The sequence below is a fragment of the Streptomyces sp. AC627_RSS907 genome (assembly GCF_019049165.1).
This window is the reverse complement of sequence record NZ_JAGMUE010000692.1, coordinates 1-577: the sequence shown is the minus strand read 5'-3', so window position 1 is coordinate 577 and position 577 is coordinate 1. Positions and strand designations below refer to the sequence as shown.

1 pseudogene is annotated in these 577 nt (G+C 76.4%); it reads left to right on the top strand.

From position 1 onward, the window contains the following. Positions 1–438 (top strand): annotated as a pseudogene (locus KUM32_RS37840) (alkene reductase); the annotation flags it as partial. Between the last annotated feature and the right edge of the window lie 139 nt (positions 439–577).

Genomic DNA, 577 nt, shown 5'->3' with positions numbered 1-577 from the left:
TGCGTGGGGGTGCGCGTCGCGCCGTACTGGCACGACGGCGACCGATTCGTCGCCGACGAGCCGCTGCTCGCCGACTACGACGAGCTGGTGGCCGAACTCGGCGACCGCCCGGTGTCCTACCTTCACCTGCGCGGCCCCGAGCCCGCCGGGCCCGAAGCCGCCCCCGACCCGGCCGCGTTCGCGCGCTACCGGAGCCGGTTCGCGGGGCCGCTGATCGTGAACAACGGCTTCGACCGCGCGACGGGCAACGCCGCCCTCGCGGCCGGCGTCGCCGACGCCGTCTCGTACGCCAGACACTACGTCGCCAACCCCGACCTCGTCGCCCGGTTCGCCCTGGGCCGCGCGCTGTCGCCCGGCGACCCGGCCACGTACTACGGGGGCGGCGCCGAGGGGTACGTCGACTACCCGGCGAGCAACTGGGGCGCGCCGCCGGCCTGATGGCGCGTCCGTCCGGGGCCGGCGCCGGGCGGGGGCGGGTCGCGGTGCCGTAAATGCCGCCGCGCCAGGAAGCGCAACTGCGTACGCTTGTGCTCGTGCCCGAACAACAGTCCGCCCCTCGCGCCCGGCCCGTCCCAGG